The following is a 20,985-nucleotide window of genomic DNA, read 5'->3' on the forward strand; positions in this document are numbered from 1 at the left end:
CACGAAGGCGGCGGCTCAGGTCGTCCGCACCGGGAAGATCGACTTCTTGACAATGGCGTGGACGCCCCAGTTGCCGTCCACCACCTGGGTGATTCCGAAATCCACCGCAACGGACATGAGCGAAATCGTCTCGTCCTCGGTCAGCCCGTGCCCGTGCATGAGGAACTGGCGCATTTTGCGGAAGGCGTCGCGCATGGCGAGGTCGATGGAGGATTTGGCGAAGATCGCGTTCTGTGCGTCTGGCCCGAGATCGGCGAGGTAGTTCGGGTAACTGAAGCCGGAGAGCACCCAGTCATCGGCCGTCTCGATCATCGGGAAGTCGAGGGTCTCCAGGGCGGTGCCGGGAAGATCACGCTTCTTGTGCAAAATGAACTGGAAGGTGCCGGTCAGCGAGCACTCGATGGCCGTGCCGCAGAGTTCGGAATCGCCCTGGCTCGCATGTGGGTCACCCACCGAGAACAGCGCGCCCGGCACCGCGACAGGATAGTACAGGGTCGCACCCTTGCCGATGCGCCAATTGTCGATGTTGCCGCCGGTGTAGCTCGGTGGGATCGAGTTCACCATTTCGGCCTCCTTGGGCGCCAAGCCCATGGTGCCGAAATGCGGGCGGATCGGGATCCGGAAGCCCTTGAGCACATCGACGTTGCGAATGGTCCTGGTGTGATCGACGGGCAGACCCGGATAATCGATGGTCGGATGGGCGACGCCGTTGGGATCAATGACACCCGGCCAGCGAAAACTATAGACCGCCTGCGCCCAGTCGCGGGCGCCGGAGGCATCGACCTCGTAGATCGTCACCACCTCCCGGGGTCGGTCCCCGGTGATCATGTCCTTGTAGTGGTAGCCCCAGTTCGCGGCGGCATTGCTGCCGAAAGTGCGGCCCTTGAAGGCTGGGTTGGCGCAGGGGCGGGGCGCCACGTCGAGGATGCGGACCTCGAGCACGTCGCCGGGCTCGGCGCCGCGAATTGCCACCGGGCCGGTGCAGATATGCACGCCGAGGCCTCCGCCCGGTCCGAATTTGGTCTCCTCCGGACCAGCCCCGCGCCGGACGACGCCCTTTCTGTCCTTGGTCCAGAGGAAGACGCTCTCTGCGCCGGGATCCCCCGTCACCATGCGCTCGGCGTCGTCGTTGGCGTGGTGGGTCAACGTCTCGATGGTGACGTAGTCGCCGGATTCGATCTCGACCTGGGGCTTGAGACTGCGGCTGAAATAGCCCCAATGCACCGTTTCGGCCGTGGCCGGCAGATGGTAATGCGCCGTCTGCTTCAAGCCGCCGCGGGCGCTTGCCTGCGCCAGCGTGGGCCCGGGCAGGCTGAGACCACCGGCCATCAGGGTCGCGGCCGCGCCAGACGCCACGAATCCGCTCTTCAGAAAGGATCTCCGCTCCGGCGCCAGATCGTCGAGCATACGGGCCCGATGCTCGACGAAATGAACGCAATTCGGATCGTCACCCTGGCACATCGCAAATCCTCGGTTTTAGAATCAGCAAGAATTTTGCATGCAAAGCTGCGGCCACGCTTTCCGCCTAGGCACGTGTCGGCAACGAGTCCCGCTGCGCCGCGTTTGTTCCCAGGCGAACAGGTCCGTTTGCGAGGCGTGACGACCTACTCAGGTGCCTTCGCTCACGCGAGCGTCGCTTTGCACGCAGGATGCCAAAACCTTTGACGACGGGCGTCGACCGTTCCCAGCTTCACCAGATCATCGCCGGCCTCACCGAGGGCGTCATCTTGATCGAGCCCGACCAGCGGATCGCCTGGGCCAATACGGCCGCCCTCGCCATGCACGGGGCTTCCGAACTCGCCGAACTCGGGGGGACCGTCGAAGCCTATCGCGAGAGGTTCGTACTGCGCTATCGCAATCACCACGTCCTGACGCGCACGCCGATCGAACGGGTGTTGGCGGGCGAGACCTTTGACGAGGTGATCGTCAACGTTCGGCGGACGGACCGCCCCGATTTCGACGTGATGCAGCGCATCCGCAGCCTCGTCATCACGGACGCGGCCGGGGAACCCGACTGCCTCGTATTGATCCTGACCGACGTGACATCGCAGTTCGAAGCCGAGGATCGCTTCGAGAAGACCTTCCACGCCAATCCGGCTCCCGCCGTCATCTGCCGCCTATCGGACCTTCGCCACGTCAAGGTCAATCTCGGTTTCCTGGAGATGACCGGCTATCGCAGCGCCGACATCGTTGGGAGCAGCGTCTACGAGATCGATGTGCTCAACGAGGCCCGCAACCGGTCGCTGGCCATCGCGCGCCTCAATGCGGGCGAGACCATCCCGCAGATGGAGGCCTGCCTGCGCCTGCCGGATGGCGGCACGCGCTTCGTCATCGTGGCCGGGCAACCGATCGCCATGGGCGACGAGCCCTGCATGCTCTTCACCTTCGCCGACCTCGAACTGCGAAAGAAGGCGGAAACGGCGCTCCGGCACAGCGAGGAGCGATTCGCGACGGCCTTCCGCCTCACGCCGGTGCCGACTCTGCTGTGCCGGGCGGATGACCTTTCCGTCATCGGGATCAATCAGGCCTTCACCCGAATTTTCGGCCACCCCGACGACACGGTGGTGGGGCAGGGGCTCGATGCCATGGCCTTGTGGGCCGACAGCGTCCAGCGCGAGCGCTTCGGAACCGATCTCGCTGCGCAGGGAAGCATTCTCGGCTTCGAAGCCTGCCTGCGGACCTGCGACGGTGTCGAACTCGACTGCCTCGTCTCCGCCGAACGCGTCACCATCGGCGACGAGGCCTGCCTACTCGCGGTGCTGCAGGATATCAGCGATCGCAAGCGTTCCGAGCGCGAATTGTTCGATGCGATCGAGGCCGTAATGGCCGACACGTCCTGGTTCAGCCGCGGATTGATCGAGAAGCTCGGGAGCCTGCGCCATCCGGGCGCGACCGAAGTTGCCCCCATCCGGCCCGATCTGACCAGGCGCGAAGGTGAAGTGCTCCGCCTGATCTGTCAGGGCCTGGGAGACGGCGCCATCGCCAAGCGATTGGGTCTGACCCCCAACACGGTCCGCAACCACGCCGCCGCGCTCTATCGTAAGCTCGGCATCCATCGCCGTGGCGAGGCGATCATCTGGGGACGGGACAACGGGTTCGCGTCGTAGGCCCGGGCCGGCTCTCCCCGCTTCAGCCGCCCAAAAACGTCCAAACGGCTCAGTGAGCCCAAAACGAGAACCGCCCATCCCCGGTCAGGAACAGGCGGTTCTCGCTCGATCGCCGTCCGCCCCGCCAGGCGCTACAGCGCGGCCCTGATCGCGGCCGCGATGCGCTTCAAGCCGGCCTCGACCTGACCGCCCTTGATGTGGACGCGGAGGGCCCGGCGCTTTCGCTCGGCCAGGACCGCGAAATCCCCTCGTGCCTGGGCTGCCACCACCGTGCCGAAGCCGAGGCTGCGGCCGGGAATCGCGAGGTCGGCCGAAGGGTCGGCGGTGATCTGCAGGAACACCCCGGTATCGGGACCGCCCTTATAAGCTTGGCCGGTGGAGTGCAGGAAGCGCGGCCCGAATTCGAGGCAGGTCGCGAGGCGTCGCTTGTCGCGGAGGGCCACCCGGGCCTCCTGGAGGATCGCGTGATGGCCCGGATTGCGCGCCACGTAGGCCAGCAACGCCACGTAGTCGCCGTCCTTCGCCCGGGCGAGATGGGCGGCGACGGCAGCCTCCAACCCTTCGACGGCCTGGGGAAGGGCGCCGACATTGCCCGCATCCGCGTAGAGCGCGATCGTCTCATCGGCGAAGATCGCCGTTTCCCCCGGCAGGGCACCGCTCTTCTCGGCCGCGTCGAACAGCTTCTTCGTCTCGATCTTGCTCGCCTCAACGTCGGGCTGGTCGAAGGGATTGATCCCGAGCATCGCCCCCGCCACCGCCGTGGCGATCTCGAAACGGAAAAATTCCTGGGGCAACTGCTCGGCGTTGGCGAGGGTGATGTGCACCACGGGGTGCCCCTCACGCTCAAGGTTGCGCACGGCTTCGTCCTGATGGGGATCGGCACGGCTGTCGAGGCGCAGATAGACGAAGAAGCGGTCCCGGCCGTAGACGGCAGGCACGTCGACGGGCTCGCCGTCGATCGGGATCAGGCCCTTGCCCTCCTTGCCGGTGGATTCCGCGATGAGCTGCTCGGCCCACGCCCCGAAGGTGTCGATACCGGGTGAAGCAATGATCGTGATCTTGTCGCGCCCCTCGGTAAGAGCGGCAGCCCCCATGGCGGTGCCGAGGAGCACGCCCGGGTTCTGGGCCGGCGGCACGGCCGGGCCGCAGGAGCGGACCATGATCCGGGCGGTGTCGAGGAAGGCCTTCACGTCGATGCCCGAGGCCGCCGCCGGCACGAAGCCGAACGCCGAGAGGACGGAGTAGCGTCCGCCGATCTGCGGTACCCCGTAGAAGATCTTTCGGAAGCCGTCGGACTGGGCAGCCTTCTCCATGGCTGAGCCCGGATCGGTGACAGCGACGAAGTGCGATCCCGCCTTGTCGGCGCCGACCGTGTCCTTCATCCGGCCGAGGAAGTAGTCACGGAACACGTTGGGCTCGAGGGTCGAGCCGGACTTGCTCGCCACGATGAAGAGCGTGGTGGGCAGGCTGATGGCGGCTTCCGTCTCGCGGACCTGATCCGGGTCGGTGGAATCGAGGATGCGCAGGGTCGGGAAGCCATCGTGCACACCGTAGGTCTCGGCCAAGACCTCCGGACCGAGGCTCGACCCGCCCATGCCCAGAACGACGACATCGGAGAAGCCGCCCGCCCGGACCTCCTCGGCGAAAGCCTCGTAGTCGGCGACGTGCTCCAGTTCATCCTCAACGATGCGCAGCCAGCCGAGCCAGCGATCCTCGTCGGCATTGCTCCACACGGTCTTGTCGTGAGCCCAGAGCCGGCGGATCTTGCCCGACGCACGCCATTCCTCGACCGCCTTCTTGGCAGCCGTGGTCAGGGCTTCCCCAAGCACGAGGGTCTGTGAGTCGAGCTTCGTCCCGAGGAAATCAATGCGCTTGCCGGCCACCGCACCCAGCAGCTTGTCGGCGGCATCGATGAAAAGTTGCACACCCTCGTCGACCAGGGTGTCGGCGACACGCTCAATGTCGATCCCGGCCTCGGCGAGGCGCGTCATCACGCTCTGCGCACCCGCCACGTCGTTCTCGATGGCGGCCTTGACGGTACCGTGGTCGCGAAAGGCATCCATGGTGGCCGGCGGCATGGTGTTGACCGTGTCGGGTCCGATGAGTTCCTCGACGTAGAGCACGTCGGAATAGGCCTTGTTCTTGACGCCCGTGGACGCCCAGAGCAGGCGCTGCGCCTTGGCCCCCTTGGCAGCAAGCGCCTGCCATTGCGGCTCGGCGTGAACAGCCTTGTAGCGCTGATAGGCGAGCTTGGCGTTGGCGATGGCGCCCTTGCCCTTCAGGTCGTCGAAGCCGCCCTTCTCATCGAGCGCCTTATCGATGGCGACGTCGATGCGGCTGATGAAGAAGCTCGCCACGCTTGCGACCTTCGAGACGTCGCCGCCCTTAGCGGCGAATGCCTCCAGACCGGCAATGAAGGCGCGGGCCACCGCCTCGTAGGTGTCAACCGAGAACAGCAGAGTGACGTTGATGCTGATGCCGTCCGCCGTCAGGGCCTGGATCGCCGGAATGCCTTCGCGAGTGGCGGGCACCTTCACCATCAGGTTGTCGCGGGCCACCATCCTGTGCAGGCGACGCGCTTCCGCCAGGGTCTCCTCCGTGTCGAGGGCGAGGTAGGGCGACACCTCCAGGCTGACATAACCGTCGGCGCCGTCGCTCTCATCGTAAACCGGGCGCAGTACGTCGGCGGCAGCCTGGATGTCGGCCACCGCGCAGCCCTCGTAGAGGTCGATGACACGGGCATCGCCCTGGTTCATCACGGATTTGAGTGCGTCGTCGTACTCGGACGAACCGCCAATGGCCTTCTCGAAGATCGAGGGATTCGAGGTGACGCCGCGCAGGCCGTCCTCGTCCACCAGCGCCTTGAGCTTGCCCTGCGCAACGAAGCCGCGGGCGACGAAATCGAGCCACACGGCCTGACCCTGTTCGGGGAAGAGAGCCTTGAGCGGGTTCATGGAAAACTCCTCGTCGTCCGTCATCGTGGCGTCGCGCACAAAAATCAGCGTCGCCTCATTCGTCATTGATCATGCGTCTCTCCTCGCCCTTGCGGAGAGAAGCTGGAGGTGGGGGCGGCTCCGCCAGCCACAGGTGCCGGAGGGTCACTCAGCCAACCCCACTCCTAGCCTCTCTTCACACGGACGGGGTACGCGTTCCGGATAGGGTTAGAACCCGCGTCGCCTACCTCTTGTGCCGGGCGATCTGGTCGCGGGCGGCCTGAAGCACCTTTTCGGGGGTGAAACCGAACTTCGTCTGCAGATCCTTGATCGGCGCTGAGGAGCCGAAGGTGTGCATGCCGATGATGGTGCCGGCCGAGCCCGCATAGCGGTCCCAGCCGATGACCGAGCCCTGCTCCACGGCGACGCGGGCCAGCACTTCCGGGATGAGCACGCTGTTGCGGTAGGCTTCATCCTGACGTTCGAACAGGTCCCAGGACGGCATCGAGACGACGCGGGCCTTGATGCCCTCGGCCTTCAGGGTCTCGTAGGCCGAGATGCAGAGCTGCACTTCGGAGCCTGTGCCGATCAGGATCACCTCAGGCGCCCCGTCGCAATCGGCGAGGACATAGGCGCCCTTGGCTGTGCCGGATGCGGCGGCGTAGGCTGAGCGGTCCAGGGTCGGCAGTGGCTGGCGGCTCAGCGCCAGCACCGCCGGCTGGTCCTTGAGGCTCATGATCACCCGATAAGATTCCGCGACCTCGTTGGCATCCGCCGGGCGCAGGGTCACCAAGCCGGGGATCGCCCGCAGCGTCAGCAATTGCTCCACCGGCTGGTGGGTCGGGCCATCCTCGCCGACGCCGATCGAATCGTGCGTGAAGACATGGAATACCGGCACCTCCATCAGCGCTGCGAGGCGGATCGGTGGGCGCATGTAATCGGCGAAGACCAGGAAGGTGGCACCGTAGGCGCGTAGGCCCACAAGGCCGAAGCCGTTCACGATGGAGCCCATCGCGTGCTCGCGCACGCCGAAGTGGATGTTGCGCCCACCCGGCTCGAAGGGGGTCAGCGAGCCGGCACCCTCGAAGGTAAGGTTAGTCTTGTTGGAGGGCGCGAGATCGGCCGATCCGCCGAGCATGAACGGCACGTGCTGCGCGATGGCATTCAGGACCTTGCCGGAGGATTCGCGCGTGGCAAGGCCCTTGGCGTCGGCCTCGAAGACCGGGATATCCTTGTCCCAGCCCTCGGGGAGACGGCCTTCCAAGTAAGCGTCGAGTTCCTCGGCATGGGTGGCATCGGCGGCCCTTGCTTCCTGAAAGAAACCCTCCCAGGTCGCATAGAGTTCGGCACCACGCTTGCCGATGCCGTTGCGGAAGTTGTCGTAGACACCGTCCGGTACCAGGAACTGCGCGTCCTCGGGCCAGCCATAGGCGCGCTTGGCACCCTTAACTTCGTCCTCGCCAAGGGCGTCCGAGTGGGCCTTGGCGGTGTTCTGCTTCTTCGGGGCGCCGAAGCCGATGATCGAGTTCACGACGATCAGGGTCGGGCGGTCGCTCGACTGAAGGAAGGTTTCGAGAGCGGACGCGATTGCGTGCACGTCGTTGGCGTCGGCCACGCGCAGAACCTGCCAGCCATAGGCGAGGAAACGGGCCGCGACCTCTTCCGAGAAGGCCAATTCCGTATGGCCCTCGATCGTGATGGTATTGTTGTCGTAGATCCAGCACAGGTTCGACAGGCGCAGGTGCCCGGCGATGGAGGCGGCCTCCGAGGCGACGCCCTCCATCAGGTCGCCGTCCGAACAGATGGCGTAGACGTTGTAGTCGAACAGCGGCAGTTCGGGCCGATTCAGGCGCTCGCCGAGGAAGCGACCGCCCATCGCCATGCCAACGGAGTTGGCGACGCCCTGGCCGAGCGGCCCGGTGGTGGTCTCTACGCCGGTGGTGAAGTGGTATTCCGGGTGGCCCGGCGTGCGGCTGTCGAGTTGGCGGAAGTTCTTGAGGTCGTCGAGGGTGAGGGCGGGGGCGTTGCCGCCATCCTTCTCAGCGACGCCGGCTAGATGGATCAGGCCATAGAGGAGCATCGAGGCGTGGCCGGCCGACAGCACGAAGCGGTCGCGGTTCGGCCAGTGCGGATGCGCCGGGTCGTAGCGCAGGTAGCGGTTCCACAGGGTGTAGGCCACCGGCGCCAGCGCCATCGGGGCGCCGGCATGGCCGGAATTGGCCTTCTGCACCGCGTCGATGGCGAGGGTCCGGAGCGTGTCGATGCTGAGCTTGTCGATCTCGCTCAGGACCGCATTCGGCTTGGTCTCTGCTCCGCTCATCTCTCGTCGTCCTTCAAATCTCTGAGCTTGTTCGCCTTCAGCGTCCGGAACGCTCAGGCGTCGCGCCGTTGGGCCGCGGAGACAACCGCAACCGGTGATCGGGCCGGGGATCTGACGTCCACGGAGCCACTGCTCCGCTCCCGCGCGGGCCCCTTGGCTCGGCTGTAATTGAGAATGGTGTTCACCAGTGTGACGTGGCTGAACGCCTGCGGGAAGTTACCCACCAAGCGCCGAGCCTTCACATCATACTCCTCCGCCACCAATCCGACATCGTTGCAGACGCCGATCAGCCTCTCGATCAGCGCACGCGCCTCGTCGCAGCGACCGAGGCCGATGAGATTGTCGGCGTACCAGAACGAACAGGGCAGGAAGGCACCCTCGTCGCCGGGCAGCCCGTCTGTGGTCTGGTTCTCGGTGTCGTAGCGCAGAACGAAGCCATCGCGCATGAGCGTGCGCCCGATCGCCTCCACCGTACCGACCACCCGGGGGTCGTGCTGGGGCAGGAAACCCATATGGGCGATCAGCAGCAGACTCGCGTCGAGGCGCTTCGAGCCGTAGGATTGCACGAAGCTGTTCAGCTCAGGGTCGAAGCCCTTGGCGCAAACCTCGGCGTGGATCTGATCGCGGATCTCGCGCCAGCGTGCCACCGGCACGTCACGGGCCTCCTTGGGTCGATGGCTCAAGCCCGTGGTGCGGATCTCATCCTGCTCGCGAGTCTCGGCCTCCTCGAAGGAGCGGATGGCCCGGTCGAAGGCAACCCACGCCATGACCTTCGAGTGCACGAAGTGCCGGCGGCCGCCGCGCACCTCCCAGATGCCCTCGTCGGGCGTGCACCAGACCTTCTCGAGGTGGCGCAGCAGCGCCTCGCCGACGCGCCAGCCGTCGGCGTCGCCCTGGAGGCCACGCTGGCGCGCCTGGTAGAGCGCGTCGAAGATCTCGCCGTAGACGTCGAGTTGGAACTGCTCCACCGCCGCGTTTCCGATGCGCACGGGCTTCGAATTCTCGTAGCCCGGAAGCCAGTCGAGCTCGATCTCGGGCAGCATGCGCTCGCCGGCGATGCCATAGAGAATGTGCGCCTGCTCCGGGTTGCCGGCCACCGCCCGGACGAGCCAGTCGCGCCAGGCACGCGCCTCGTCGAGGTAGCCGCCGTCCATCAGAGCGATCAGCGTGAAGGTGGAATCACGCAGCCAGCAGAACCGGTAATCCCAGTTGCGGACGCCGCCGAGATCCTCCGGCAGCGAGGTCGTGGGGGCGGCCACGATGCCGCCCGTCGGCTGGTAAATCAGCGCCTTCAGGGTGAGCAGGGAGCGCTTCAGGATCGCGTCCCAGGGCGTGCCCGAGGCAGCTCGGCCCGACCAGTCGCGCCAGTAGCGATCGGTCTCGAACAGAACCTTGCGTGGCTGGATCGGCGCTGGATCGTCCTCGTGAGAGGCACCGTAGCTCAGGGTGAAGGCCACGCTGCGGCCGGCCTCGACCGTGAAGTCCGCGACGGTGGTCTGGTCCTGGCCGTGCGTCGGCACGAGGGTGCGCAGCACCACCTTGTGAGGCCCCGAGATCGCGCGCAGGTCTCCGAGTTCGTTGTGCGAGACCCACGGCACCGCCAACCCGTAGTCGAAGCGCACGCGCATCTGCATCCGCATGGGCACAGCGCCCTCGAGCCCCTCGACGATCCGCACAAGGTGCGACCCGTCATTGGCGGGCATGTAGTCCGTCACCCGCACCGAACCGGACGCGGTCTCATGCCGGGTCTCCAGCACGAGGCTCCCCTCGCGGTACTGGCGCGTGGTGGTGGCGGGCTCGGCGGGACCGAGCTTCCAGTAGCCGTGATCTTCCGTGCCGAGTAGGGCGGCGAAGCAGGCGGCGGAGTCGAAGCGGGGCCAGCACAGCCAGTCGACGCTGCCGTCACGGGCGATCAGCGCAGCGGTACGTCCATCACCGACAAGCGCGTAATCCTCGATCCGTCCGGCCATCCAAGTCCTCGTGTCCGCGAAGCCGACCGTCACCACGGCCTGCGGCAGCGCCTCACTGCTCGCGTCCACCTAGTCTCCGAAGCCGGCAGGGTCCAGGGTCGGCGCGGCGATTGCGCGTTGCTTTCCGTCCGGATTTTCCGGTCGCCCGGAAAACCGGGCCGGCTTCAGCGCAGGCGCCCGACCAAGCCGGAGACAGCAGCACCGAGAGCCGCGGTCTCGGCGCTGAGCACCGCTCCCTTGGCCCCCATGAACGCACCGGCGGCCGCGCCGGCTTCGCTCACGGCGCGGATCGTCGGCGCGAAGGGCAGGGCGATCTCGGGTAGGATGCCTTCGTCCGAGGTCGAAACCGCTCTCTCGACGATCGGGGATTCTTCGGCCTCCGGCGCGAAGGGCATCGGCTTGCTCGGCGCCGGGAGGGCCTTGGTCGCAAGACGCGGCGGATCGGCCCGGCGTGGGGCGGCGAGACGTGTGGGGCGAGGCATGGCCTTGTGAGCCTGAACGGCGGCGGGTTCGGCCTGAGCCACCACGACCATCGGGAACTGGGTCCGGAAGGCGAGGGGAGCCGGGATGTAGGGTGTCTCCACCACCGTCTCGGGTGCGGCGGCGACCGCCGTCGCCGGGACCGAGGGCGGAGGCGGTGCAGCAGCGGGCTCGTGGCAGAGATAAGAAGCCGCTCCGAGGATCACCGCCATCATCAGGGTTGGCAGGAGGGGCGGGGTCACGCCGCGCCCGGTGCCCGCTTCGAACGCCGATTGAGCGGGGGACGTGCACGCTGACATCCGGGTCACCTCGTTGCGCGGTTCGGCAATCGGTTCGAAGGCCAACGACATTAGTCGGTTCGTTTGCGGCGGAACCTGGGCTGTTTCCTGTCCGAGCGGTAACGACCGTGCGGGCATGCCGCTTGCCTGGAGACCATCCGTTCAGGTTTTGCTGTCGCCCGCCGATGGAACATGGCAATCCCTAGGCAGAAGCGATCCGCCGGATTCCCCCTTTCGATCCATTCTCAATCCCCGATGACCGAGCCGACCCTCACCGTCGCCGTGATCGATCCGAGCCGGGCACGCGCCGCGATCCTGGAGGAAGGCCTTACGGCGGCCGGCTTCACCCACGTCGTGGTCCTGCCTGACACCGCCGATCTGTCGGCCCGTGTGGCCGCACTGAATCCAGACGTCGTCGTGATCCACCTGGAGAGCCCGAGCCGGGACATTCTGGAGCAGATGTCAGGCCTCTCCCGTCACGTGGAGCGGCCGGTGGCGATGTTCGTCGACCGCTCGGACGTGCCGATGATGCAGGCGGCAATGGATGCGGGAATCTCGGCTTATGTGGTGGACGGATTGCAGCCGCAGCGCATCCGCTCGATCTTGGACGTGGCGATTCTACGCTTCAACGCCTTCGCGCGGCTGCAACGCGAATTGTCTGAGGCACGAGGCGAACTGGCCGACCGCAAGCTCATCGAGCGCGCCAAGGGCATCCTGATGACAGCCAGGGGTCTGTCCGAGGAGGAGGCCTACCGGATGATGCGGCGCAAGGCCATGAACGAGAAGCGAAAGATCGCCGACATCGCACGCGCCATCGTGACTGCGGCGGATCTCCTCGGATGAGAAGTCTGCTCGGATGAGACTCGCCCTCGGATATGTCCCGCTCATCGACGCGGCCCCGCTGATCGCCGCCGTCGAGGGAGGCTTTGCCGCTGCCGAAGGACTGGCGATCGACCTCATCAGCGAACCCTCGTGGGCGACCCTGCGTGACAAGCTGGCCCTGGGCCACCTCGACGGAGCCCACATGTTGGCGCCCCTTGCCCTGGCCAGTGCGCTGGGCATCAGCGGGCCGCAGACCGACCTGGCGGTTCCTCTCGGGCTGAATCTCAACGGCAATGCGATCACGGTCTCGCGGCCGCTCTGGGCCGAGATGGCGCCGGAGGCCGACGATCTCGACACGATTGCACGCGCGTTCTCACGGGTCGCACGCGTGCGGGTCACGCAGAATCGGCCGCTGACCCTGGGCACAGTGCATCCGTATTCCAATCACACATACCAGCTCCGGATGTTCGCAGCCCGCGGCGGCCTCGACCTCGACGGGGCCGCCCGCATGGTGGTGATCCCGCCGCCCTGGATCGCCGAAGCCCTCAGGACCGGACAGATCGACGGCTTCTGCGTCGGCAGCCCCTGGAACAGCGTGGCAGTGGCGGAGGGCTACGGCCGCATCGCCGCTCTCGGCTGCGAGCTCGCGCCCGATTGTCCGGAAAAGGTGCTGGCCCTGCCGGCCTATGCGGCGGCGGCGAGCGCTCCGCTGGTGCGGGCGGTACGCCGGGCCGGACGCTGGTGCGCGGCGCCCGAGAACCAGCGCGAGCTGGCGGGCCTGCTCGCCCGCCCGGGTCATCTCGGAACAGACGCGAGCCTCGTCCGACGGGCCCTCGCGGGCACCGTGGTGGTCGATCCGGACGGGACCGAGCGGCACGCGCCGCGCTTCGTCGTGTTCGGCGCCGAGGCCGAGCGGCCGCTTCCCGCCCATGCCGACTGGATTCTCGCCGAGATGGAGCGAGCCGGCCAGATCACGCCCACGCCCGCCCTGGTTGCCCGCGCCCGGGCGATGTACCGGACCGACGTGTACGACGCTGCCGGCTGAGGAGCCGCTGCCGCTCGCGCCGGCAGAGTGCCTGCAGATTGTGCAGCGCACCAGGCGGCGCGGAAGCAGGCACCGGCTGCGTCCGCCCGCGTGACGAGGCCCGGACGCGCTCGGTCGGATTCGCACCGAATCCGCCGGCGACCGGTGAGACGTTTTTGATAAATCGCTTCTGCCGGAACAGGTTGGAACGATTCTGGAATTCTTGACATCGCCTGGATCGAGCCTCGATGCCGAACTTGGCACGCCTCGTGCAGATGCCCAGGGGCTCGTCAACGATGACGAGCCCTATCCGTCGGCAAAGCCGCTGACCCGAGTCCCCCACGGAACGCAGATCCTGCGTTCGATGGATGTGCTTGGTCGGCGGTTTTTTCTTTGGCGGGTGTCCATGATTTCGAGGGTTTCGGGTTCGATGACTGACGGTGTCCGCAACAACCGCCGTGACCTCCTGAAGGGTGCCGCCGCGACGCTGTCCCTCGCGGCACTGGCCCGCACCGCCCTGCCGGGAGGCGCCTTCGCGCAGGGCGCCGGCCCCGAAGTGAAGGGGGCGAAGCTCGGGTTCATCGCACTCACCGACGCGAGTCCGCTCTTCGTCGCCAAGGAGAAGGGCTTCTTTGCCAAGCACGGCATGCCCGATGTCGAGGTGCTCAAGCAGGCGAGCTGGGGCACCACCCGCGATAACCTGGTGCTCGGATCGGAAGGCAACGGCATCGACGGCGCCCACATCCTCTCGCCAATGCCCTACCTAATCTCGGCCGGCCGCGTGACGCAGAACAACGTCCCCGTGCCGATGCAGATCCTGGCCCGGCTCAACACCAACGGCCAGTGCATCTCGGTGGCCAAGGAATATCTCGACCAGAAGGTCGCCCTCGATGCGAAGGTCTTCAAGGCCGCCATTGAGAAGAAGAAGGCCGCCGGCAAGTCGGTGAAAGCCGCCATGACCTTCCCGGGCGGCACCCACGACCTGTGGATTCGCTACTGGATGGCGGCCGGCGGCATCGACCCGGACAAGGACATCGAGACCATCGTGGTGCCGCCGCCCCAGATGGTGGCGAACATGAAGGTCGGCACGATGGACTGCTTCTGCGTCGGTGAGCCGTGGAACGCGCAGCTCGTGCAGCAGGGCCTTGGCTACACCGCGCTGACCACCGGCGAATTGTGGAAGGACCACCCCGAGAAGGCCTTCGCCATGCGGTCCTCCTTCACGGAGAAGTACCCGAACGCCACCAAGGCGCTTCTGATGGCGGTGCTGGAGGCGCAGCAATGGTGCGACACCCCCGCGAACAAGGATGAGGTCGCCGCCATCGCGGCCAAGCGCCAGTGGATGAACGTCCCGGTCTCGGACGTCGCCGGCCGCATGAAGGGCACGATCGATTACGGCGACGGCCGCGTGGTCGAGAACAGCCCCTTCGTGATGAAGTTCTGGGCCGACAACGCCTCGTATCCTTACCAGTCCCACGACCTCTGGTTCCTGACCGAGGACATCCGCTGGGGCAAGTTCGACGCGCAGACCGACACCAAGGCCCTCATCGCCAAGGTGAACCGGGAGGATCTCTGGCGCGAGGCCGCGAAAGCCCTCGGCGTCAGCGCGATCCCGAGCTCCACGTCGCGTGGAAAAGAGACCTTCTTCGACGGCAAGGTCTTCGATCCCGCAGATCCCGCCGCCTACCTGTCCAGCCTCGGCATCAAGAGGATCGCGTGATGGCCAATACCTCCACCATCGCCGCCGCCCCCATCGCCGCGAAAGCGGCGGCCAAGGCGGACGCCAAGCCCAAGCGGGCGCCCCGGATCACGATGGCGACCCTGAACACCATCGCAAAAAATCTGATCCCGCCCGTGGTGGTGGTGATCGCCTTCCTGGTGATCTGGGAATTGCTGTGCTCGCGCCCGGGTGCCGGCCTGCCACCGCCCTCGCGTGTGGTCACCGAGGCCTGGGACATCATCGCCCACCCGTTCTACGACAACGGCGGCACCGACAAGGGATTGTTCTGGCACATCTCCGCCAGCATCCAGCGGGTCGCCCTCGGCTTCGCCCTGGCGACCATCGTGGGCATCCTCACCGGCACCCTGATCGGCCAGTCCGAATGGGCCATGCGCGGCCTCGACCCGATCTTCCAGGTCCTGCGCACCATTCCGCCGCTGGCCTGGCTGCCGCTGTCGCTCGCCGCCTTCCGCGACGGCCAGCCCTCCGCGATCTTCGTGATCTTCATCACGTCGATCTGGCCGATCATCATCAACACGGCGGTGGGCATCCGCAACATCCCGCAGGATTACCGCAACGTGGCGGCAGTGCTGCGCCTCAACCCGCTGGAATTCTTCGCCAAGATCATGCTGCCCTCGGCAGCTCCCTACATCTTCACGGGCCTGCGCATCGGCATCGGCCTGTCGTGGCTCGCGATCGTGGCAGCCGAGATGCTCATCGGCGGCGTCGGCATCGGCTTCTTCATCTGGGACGCGTGGAACTCCTCCCACATCTCCGAGATCATCGTCGCCCTCGTCTATGTCGGCATCATCGGCTTCATCCTCGACCGCTTCGTCGCCTTCGTCGGCACCCTCGTCACCCGCGGCACCGCGACGGCCTGAGGATCATTCCATGACGTATCTCAGCATCGAGAATATCGGCATCTCCTTCACCCGTTCGGGCCGCACCAACGAGGTGCTGCGCGACGTCAGCGTGAAGATCGACAAGGGCGAGTTCGTCTCGCTGATCGGGCATTCGGGCTGCGGCAAGTCGACGGTGCTCAACATCGTCGCCGGCCTGCTCAAGGCCTCCACCGGCGGCGTCCTCCTCGAGGACAAGGAGGTCAACAGCCCCGGCCCCGACCGGGCCGTGGTGTTCCAGAACCACTCGCTGCTGCCCTGGCTGACGGTGCGCGAGAACGTGGCGCTCGCCGTCGACAAGGTCTTCAAGGGCAAGAAGTCGAAGGCCGAGCGCAACGCATGGATCGACCACAACCTGTCGCTGGTGAACATGACCCACGCGGCCGACCGGCGCCCGAGCGAGATTTCGGGCGGCATGAAGCAGCGCGTCGGCATCGCCCGGGCGCTGGCCATGGAACCGAAGGTCCTGCTCCTCGACGAGCCCTTCGGGGCGCTCGATGCGCTCACCCGCGCCCATCTCCAGGACTCGCTCATGGATATCCATGCGCGGCTGAAGAACGCCGTGATCATGATCACCCACGACGTCGACGAGGCAGTGCTGCTCTCGGACCGCATCGTGATGATGACCAACGGCCCCTCGGCCACGGTGGGCGAGATCCTGACTGTCGACCTCGAGCGGCCGCGCCGCCGCCTCGATCTCGTGGAGGACGCGACCTACACCCACGCCCGCGCCGAGGTGCTGGAGTTCCTCTACGCGCGCCACGCCAAGCCCGCTATCGCGGCCTGACGGGCGGATCGCGAGCCATGCGGGAACGGTTGGTGGTCATCGGCAACGGCATGGCGTCGCTGCGCTTCCTGGAACGCCTCACAGAGCGGGCGCCGGGCCGGTACGACGTCACCGTCGTCGGGGCCGAGCCACAGGCGGCCTACAACCGCGTCCTGCTCTCCTCGCTGCTCGGCGGCGAGGTGGACGAGGCCGGCTGCGCCTTCCGAGGCCTCGACTGGTACGAGGGCCACGGCATTCGTCTCATCACCGGCGCGCCGGTCACCGAGATCGACCGCGAGAACGCCCTCGTGATGGTGGGGCAGACCCATGTCCTGCCTTTTGACAAGCTCGTGCTCGCGGTCGGCTCCCTGCCGATCCGGCTGGCCAAGCCCGGCATGGACCTGCCCGGCGTGCTGACCTTCCGCGATCTCGCGGACGTTGCCGCCATCCGCAGGGCGGCCGTCGCGCAGGCCCGCGCCATCGTGATCGGTGGCGGGCTTCTCGGCCTCGAAGCCGCCGTCGGACTCGCGCGCCTCGGCGTCGACACCACGCTCCTGCACGTCATGGACCGGCTGATGGAACGCCAGCTCGACCACGCCGCCGCCGGCCTCGTGAAGCGCGCCATGGAGGCGCGCGGCGTGAAGGTGCTGCTCAAGGCCGACACCGCGTCGGTCGAGGGGGAGGGCCGGGTCGAGCGCCTGGTCCTGTCCGACGGCACCGTGCTGCCGGCCGATCTCGTGGTGATGTCGGTGGGGGTGCGCCCCAACGTGGCCCTGGCTCAGAACGCCGGGATCGAGACCGCCCGCGGCATCATGGTCGACGACCGGATGCAATCCTCGGATGCCCGCATCTTCGCGCTCGGCGAATGCGCCGAGCACCGGGGTCAGGTCTACGGCCTCGTGGAGCCGGCCTACGAGCAGGCCGAGGCCCTGAGCCGCCACCTCGTCGGCGAGGAGGCGGCCTATCTGGGCACGTCGCTGGCCACCAGCCTCAAGGTCTCGGGGTTGCCGGTGTTCTCCGCCGGGCAGATCGAGGCGCCGGAGGGCGCCGAGACCGTGCTGATGTCGGATCCCGGCCTCGGCCTCTACCGCAAGCTCATCGTGGCCGAGGACCGGCTCCTCGGCGCGGTCTTCGTCGGCGACATCGCTGAGCAGGGCTGGTGCAAGGAGCTGATCCGCACCGGCGCCTCGATCGCCGACCATCGCGACGATCTCATGTTCGGGCGCACCGCGCCCGCATCCCAACCCCTCGCAGCGTGAGGAGGCCCTGATGGCTGACGCATTCAACGCCGAGCAGACGCGCTACCTCGAAGGCTTCGCCTCCGGCATCGCCGCGGCCCGGATGACCGGCGGCCTCGCAGCCGGGCAGGGGGCTTCGGCCCCGCCCGCCGAGCCGACCGGTCCCGACGCGATCCACATCAAGGCACAGGACGCCACCATCAAGGCAGGCGGCAAGCTGTGCGAGCAGGAGAAGTGGAAGCGGGCGGAGAACCCCTTCGACGGCCACAATCGCCTCATTGCCGAAGCGTCGACGGGCAAGGCCCCGAAGCCGGAGGATAATTTCCGCTGGCGCTACCATGGCCTGTTCTGGGTCGCTCCGGCCCAGAACTCCTACATGTGCCGCCTCCGCATCCCCAACGGCATCGTGCAGCACTGGCAGTTCGCCGGCATCGCCGATCTGGCCGACGCGCATGGCGGCGGCTATGCCCATGTCACCACCCGCGCCAACCTGCAGGTCCGCGAGATCACGCCCGAGCACGGCCAGCCCTTCCTCGATGGGCTGATCGACCTCGGCCTCACCGCGCGGGGGGCCGGTGCCGACAACATCCGCAACGTCACCGGCTCGCCGGTGGCCGGCATCGACGCGCAGGAATTGCTCGACACCCGCCCCCTCGCCAAGTCCTGGCACAATCACATCCTCAACGACCGCTCGCTGTTCGGTCTGCCGCGCAAGTTCAACGTCGCCTTCGACGGCGGCGGCGTGATGCCGGTGCTGGAAGAGACCAACGACATCGGCTTCCAGGCCGTGCGGGTGCTGGAGGGTGCGAGCGTCGCGCCGGGCATCTGGATGCGCCTCGTGCTGGGCGGCATCTCGGGGCACCGGGACCTGGCCCGTGACACCGGCGTGGTTCTCAGGCCTGAGGATTGCAACAAGGTCGCCGACGCCATCCTGCGCGTCTTCATCCAGAACGGCGACCGGACCAACCGCAACAAGAGCCGGATGAAGTACGTCCTCGACGCCTGGGGCTTCGACAAGTACCTCGCGGCCGTCGAGGCGGTGCTGGGCACCAAGCTCGACCGGGTCGACCCGGCCCACATCGCCCCGCGCGGGCCGATGGACCGCTTCGCCCATGTGGGCGTCCACCCGCAGGTGCAGCCCGGCCTGAACTGGATCGGCGTGATCCTGCCCGTCGGCAAACTCACCACCGACCAGATGCGGGATCTGGCCAGGATCGCCGTGGAATGCGGCGACGGCGCCATCCGCATGACCGTCTGGCAGAATTTTTTGTTTTCCGGGGTTCCGGATGCGAAGATCGCGGAAGTGCAGGAGCGCGTCGCCGCGCTTGGGCTCACCACCGAGGCCTCGAGCATCCGCGCCGGACTGGTCGCCTGCACCGGTAGTCGCGGCTGCAAGTTCGCCGCCTCCGACACGAAGGGCCACGCCCTCGTCATCGCCGACTATATCGAGGCGAACCTGAAGGAGCTCGACGTTCCGGTGAACGTCCATCTCACCGGGTGCCATCACTCTTGCGCCCAGCACTACATCGGCGACATCGGTCTTATCGGCGCCAAGGTCGTGGTCTCGGAGGAGGGCGACACCGTCGAAGGCTACGACATCGTGGTCGGCGGTGGCTTCGGCGACAGCCCGAAGATCGGCACCGAGATCTGGAAGGCCGTGAAGGCCGAGGATTGCCCGACCCGGATCGAGGCGCTGCTGCGCAGCTATCTCGCCCGGCGCACCGGCCCGGAGGAGAGCTTCCAGGCCTTCACCGCCCGCACCGGCCCCGAGTCGCTGCGCCACATCGCCGAAGAGCAACCCGTCCTGAAGGCCGCCGCATGAGCGAGCACGTCACCCCCCCGCTGGTCCTCATTCCCGAGACCGCCCCGTTCGACCCGGACCAGCGTGCCTGGCTCTCGGGCTACTTCGCAGCGCTCCTCGGCCCTGCCGTGGAGGGAGCCACCGCACTTGCCTCCGGCGAGATGCCCGGCGGTGGCCAGACGCTGGCCGACAACGACGACGCGCCCTGGCACGACCCGTCGATGCCACTGCCCGACCGGATGGCGCTCGCCCAGGAACGGCCCGAGCCGCAGAAGCTGATGGCCGCCATGGCGCAGCAGGATTGCGGCCAGTGCGGCTACAATTGCGCCGACTACGCCAACGCCATCTTCCTCAAGAACGAGGAGCGCCTGAACCTGTGCCAGCCCGGCGGCAAGGACACGCTCCGGATGCTGAAGAAGCTCGAGGAGGAATTCGGGGCCGCCGGCGGGGCCGCCCCGAAGAAGGCCGAGGGCACCGCCCCCAAAACGGCGCCCGAACTCGGGCCGCTGGGCTTCTGCCGCGAGAACCCCGTGGAGGCGACCTTCGTGTCGCGCACCCGGCTCAATGCGCCGGGCGGCGAGAAGGAGACCTGGCACGTCGAGATCGATCTCACCGGTACGCCCATCGACTACGTGGTCGGCGATTCGCTTGGCCTGTTCCCCGCCAACGCCCCGGCCCTGGTCGACGCGGTCATCGCCGAACTCGGGGCCCGCCCCGAGCGCAAGATCGGCCGCAAGACCCTGCGGGATTGCCTGCTCACCGACTATGCCCTCGGTGGCGCGCCGGACGGGCTCTATCAGCTTCTCTCGCTCCTGACTTCGGGCGAAGCCCGCAAGAAGGCCCAGGCGCTCGCCGCCGGCGAGGACCCGGACGGCGACGCCGCCCATCTCGACGTGCTCGGTGCGCTCCACAAGTTCCCCGGTGCGCGGCCCGACGCCGAGGTGTTCCTGGAGGCGCTGGACGAGCTGCAGCCGCGGCTCTACTCGATCTCGTCGTCGCCGAAAGCCGATCCGGGCCGGGTCTCGCTCACCGTCGACGCGGTGCGCTACAGTCACCGCTCGCGCCTGCGCCTCGGTGTCGCCTCGACCCATCTCGGCGAGCGCATCCCCGAGGGGATGAAGGTCAGGGTCTACCTCCAGAAGGCCCACGGGTTCGCCCTGCCGGAGGACCTGTCGCAGGACGTCATCATGGTCGGTCCCGGCACCGGCATCGCGCCGTTCCGCGCGTTCCTGCGCGAACGCGACGCCACCGCGGCGCCGGGGCGCAATTGGTTGTTCTACGGTCACCAGCGCCAAGCCAGCGACTTCTTCTACAAGGACGAGCTCAACGCCCTGAAGGACCGGAAGGTGCTGACCCGTTTGTCGCTGGCCTGGTCCCGCGACGGCACCGAGAAGACCTACGTCCAGGACCGCATGCGCGAGACCGGCGCGGAGCTGTGGACTTGGCTCGAGGGCGGCGCGCATTTCTACGTCTGCGGGGATGCCAAGCGCATGGCCAAGGACGTCGAGCGGGCGATCATCGACGTCGCTGGCCAATACGGGGGGAAGAACCCCGACGAGGCCGTGGCGTACCTCGCCCACCTCAAGAAGACCGGGCGGTATCAGGCCGACGTGTACTAGCACGCCAT

General features: G+C 67.2%; 13 protein-coding genes and 2 pseudogenes. 10 read left to right on the forward strand and 5 right to left on the reverse strand.

Annotation, left to right across the window (positions count from 1 at the left end; translation table 11 throughout):
* Nucleotides 1–15: 15 nt before the first annotated feature.
* The gene (locus tag ASF57_RS20625; RefSeq protein WP_056183158.1) at nucleotides 16–1,461 is read right to left on the reverse strand and encodes an acetamidase/formamidase family protein; all 1,446 of its coding nucleotides are present in this window, start codon (nucleotides 1,459–1,461) and stop codon (nucleotides 16–18) included.
* A 200-nt stretch (nucleotides 1,462–1,661) separates the two neighbouring features.
* Between ASF57_RS20625 and ASF57_RS20630 the strand changes: the two genes are divergently transcribed.
* Nucleotides 1,662–3,107 (forward strand): helix-turn-helix transcriptional regulator, encoded by a 1,446-nt coding sequence (locus tag ASF57_RS20630; protein WP_056486865.1) that lies wholly within the window; start codon nucleotides 1,662–1,664, stop codon nucleotides 3,105–3,107.
* A gap of 131 nt (nucleotides 3,108–3,238) precedes the next feature.
* On the opposite strand, the gene ASF57_RS20635 is transcribed toward ASF57_RS20630, so the two are convergent.
* Entirely contained in the window at nucleotides 3,239–6,061 is a 2,823-nt protein-coding gene (locus ASF57_RS20635) for a bifunctional transaldolase/phosoglucose isomerase (RefSeq protein WP_056487470.1), read from the reverse strand.
* A 223-nt stretch (nucleotides 6,062–6,284) separates the two neighbouring features.
* Nucleotides 6,285–8,255 (reverse strand): annotated as a pseudogene (gene tkt / locus ASF57_RS20640) (transketolase); the annotation flags it as partial.
* On the opposite strand from tkt, the pseudogene ASF57_RS27080 reads away from it, so the two are divergent.
* Nucleotides 8,247–8,308 (forward strand): annotated as a pseudogene (locus ASF57_RS27080) (hypothetical protein). The pseudogenes tkt and ASF57_RS27080 sit on opposite strands and share 9 nt — an antisense overlap.
* Before the next feature lie 105 nt (nucleotides 8,309–8,413).
* Here ASF57_RS27080 and ASF57_RS20645 read toward each other — a convergent pair.
* Together ASF57_RS20645 and ASF57_RS20650 are read right to left on the reverse strand one after the other, a co-directional pair.
* Nucleotides 8,414–10,330, reverse strand: a complete 1,917-nt coding sequence (locus ASF57_RS20645) for a glycoside hydrolase family 15 protein (protein WP_056183276.1) — start codon at nucleotides 10,328–10,330, stop codon at nucleotides 8,414–8,416.
* A gap of 164 nt (nucleotides 10,331–10,494) precedes the next feature.
* Nucleotides 10,495–11,052 (reverse strand): hypothetical protein, encoded by a 558-nt coding sequence (locus ASF57_RS20650; RefSeq protein ID WP_210166831.1) that lies wholly within the window; start codon nucleotides 11,050–11,052, stop codon nucleotides 10,495–10,497.
* Nucleotides 11,053–11,343: 291 nt separating this feature from the next.
* On the opposite strand from ASF57_RS20650, the gene ASF57_RS20655 reads away from it, so the two are divergent.
* From ASF57_RS20655 to ASF57_RS20690, 8 genes are all read left to right on the forward strand, one after another.
* On the forward strand, nucleotides 11,344–11,931 hold the full coding sequence (locus ASF57_RS20655) for an ANTAR domain-containing protein (protein ID WP_056183170.1): 588 nt from the start codon (nucleotides 11,344–11,346) through the stop codon (nucleotides 11,929–11,931).
* Nucleotides 11,932–11,944: 13 nt separating this feature from the next.
* Nucleotides 11,945–12,955: an ABC transporter substrate-binding protein gene (locus ASF57_RS20660; RefSeq protein WP_056486874.1), complete on the forward strand. Its 1,011-nt coding sequence runs from the start codon at nucleotides 11,945–11,947 to the stop codon at nucleotides 12,953–12,955.
* Nucleotides 12,956–13,364: 409 nt separating this feature from the next.
* The gene (locus ASF57_RS20665; protein ID WP_056183176.1) at nucleotides 13,365–14,654 is read left to right on the forward strand and encodes a CmpA/NrtA family ABC transporter substrate-binding protein; all 1,290 of its coding nucleotides are present in this window, start codon (nucleotides 13,365–13,367) and stop codon (nucleotides 14,652–14,654) included.
* Nucleotides 14,654–15,535: a nitrate ABC transporter permease gene (gene ntrB, locus ASF57_RS20670; protein ID WP_056486877.1), complete on the forward strand. Its 882-nt coding sequence runs from the start codon at nucleotides 14,654–14,656 to the stop codon at nucleotides 15,533–15,535. The genes ASF57_RS20665 and ntrB overlap by 1 nt, the downstream gene beginning before the upstream one ends.
* 10 nt (nucleotides 15,536–15,545) lie before the next feature.
* Nucleotides 15,546–16,340, forward strand: a complete 795-nt coding sequence (locus tag ASF57_RS20675) for an ABC transporter ATP-binding protein (protein ID WP_056183181.1) — start codon at nucleotides 15,546–15,548, stop codon at nucleotides 16,338–16,340.
* Nucleotides 16,341–16,357: 17 nt separating this feature from the next.
* On the forward strand, nucleotides 16,358–17,578 hold the full coding sequence (locus tag ASF57_RS20680) for an FAD-dependent oxidoreductase (RefSeq protein ID WP_056486880.1): 1,221 nt from the start codon (nucleotides 16,358–16,360) through the stop codon (nucleotides 17,576–17,578).
* A 10-nt stretch (nucleotides 17,579–17,588) separates the two neighbouring features.
* A complete protein-coding gene (locus ASF57_RS20685; protein ID WP_056486884.1) occupies nucleotides 17,589–19,379 on the forward strand; it encodes a NirA family protein in 1,791 nt (596 codons plus the stop codon).
* On the forward strand, nucleotides 19,376–20,977 hold the full coding sequence (locus ASF57_RS20690) for a sulfite reductase subunit alpha (RefSeq protein ID WP_056183189.1): 1,602 nt from the start codon (nucleotides 19,376–19,378) through the stop codon (nucleotides 20,975–20,977). Before ASF57_RS20685 ends, ASF57_RS20690 begins: the two co-directional genes overlap by 4 nt.
* Nucleotides 20,978–20,985 lie beyond the last annotated feature (8 nt).

This window comes from Methylobacterium sp. Leaf117 (assembly GCF_001422985.1).
In the GTDB taxonomy this organism is placed as follows: Bacteria; Pseudomonadota; Alphaproteobacteria; order Rhizobiales; family Beijerinckiaceae; genus Methylobacterium.